This window comes from Glycocaulis sp., assembly GCF_052168375.1.
Taxonomy (GTDB): domain Bacteria; phylum Pseudomonadota; class Alphaproteobacteria; order Caulobacterales; family Maricaulaceae; genus Glycocaulis.
The window spans coordinates 1-1384 of record NZ_JBQLZR010000180.1 but is presented as its reverse complement, the minus strand read 5'-3'; the positions used below and the strand labels follow the sequence as shown (position 1 = coordinate 1384).

Below are 1384 nucleotides of genomic sequence, written 5' to 3'. Positions count from 1 at the left end.
GGTTGAGGAAGCTCAGAGTTTGCCGGCAGATGGCGGAGCGATTGCCGTTACCGCAGACAGGCTGCTCGTAAACTCTGATGGCGAGACCGGCGAGGTGCGCCTTGCCGGGATCATTGCACCGCGCAGCGAGCCGTCTGCCAGTCTGGCCAGAGGCGCCTTGCAGGCCATGCTGGATGATGCCGCTGGCCGGCTGACCCTTGAGCCCGTGGGGCCTGGCCGCAACCGCCATGGCACCCTGATCGCCGAGCTCTCCGGGCCGGATGGCAGCATTCAGGACCGATTGATCGATGGCGGCTGGGTGATGGTCGACAGCCATGATGATCATACCGGCCCTACAGCGTCCCGTCTCGAGCGCGAGGAACGGGCCCGCAATGCCGGGCTGGGCGCCTGGGCGCATGACGGGCTCAGTGTTCTGGGAACAGACCCCAATGCGCTCGCGCCCCACCTTGATAGCGTGGTGATCATCGAGGGCCGGGTTATTGCCACCGGCTCGGCGCGGGACGGGCGGGTCTATCTCAATTTCGGTATGGACTGGCGCACGGATTTCACGGTGCAAGTGCTGCGGCGTGATCAGTCGCGCTTCGAGGATGCCGGAGTGGATTTGCGGGCTCTGGATGGCGCCGTCATCCGCGTACGGGGTTGGCTGTATGAGGAAAACGGGCCGATGATCACGCTCGATCACCGCGAAGCGATGGAGCTCATTGATGCGCCCGAGCCGGCCCCGCTGCCGGGCCGGTAGGCGGGTCACTACCAGGCTGGAATAAGGCCGGATTCCTCGGGATCACCGACAATCTCGGTGAGAGATTTCTTCAGCTTCATCAGCGCCTGATGCTCGATCTGGCGCACGCGCTCCTTGGAAATGCCCAGCTCCTCGCCCAGCCTTTCCAGAGTGGTGGATTCCTCGCACAGGCGGCGCTGGGTGATGATGTGGCGCTCGCGCTCGCTGAGGCGGCTCATCGCCTCGCGTATCCATTCGGTGCGGGTCGAGGTGTCGCGCGAATCCATGACCGCGGCTTCGGGGTCCGGTCGCTCATCAGCCAGCAGGTCTTGCCACTCCCCGTCACCGTCCTCGGTGAAGGGCGCGTTGAGCGAGCGGTCCACGGCGGCGAGGCGGGCGGCCATGGCATCGACATCGTCCTCGCCCACTTTGAGCGCTTCGGCCACGTAGGCACGGTTTTCCGGCGTCATGCTGCCCGATCCGACATCGCTGATAAGGGCGCGCAGGCGGCGCAGATTGAAGAAAAGCGATTTTTGCGCGGCCGTCGTGCCCGTGCGCACGATTGACCAGTTGCGCAGGACATAGTCCTGAATTGACGAGCGGATCCACCAGGTCGCATAGGTGGAGAAGCGCACCCCGCGTTCCGGCTCGAAGCGGGCGGCGGCC

2 protein-coding genes are annotated in these 1384 nt (G+C 65.2%); one reads left to right on the top strand and one right to left on the bottom strand.

Annotation, left to right across the window (positions count from 1 at the left end; all coding sequences use genetic code 11):
- Positions 1–739, top strand: a 739-nt coding sequence (locus ACTS2Z_RS07240) for a thermonuclease family protein (protein ID WP_442572549.1), incomplete at its 5' end; no start/stop codon positions are given.
- 8 nt (positions 740–747) lie between these two features.
- Here the strand turns inward: ACTS2Z_RS07240 and ACTS2Z_RS07235 are convergent.
- A partial coding sequence (locus ACTS2Z_RS07235; RefSeq protein ID WP_442572548.1) for a sigma-70 family RNA polymerase sigma factor occupies positions 748–1384 on the bottom strand: 637 nt, incomplete at its 5' end.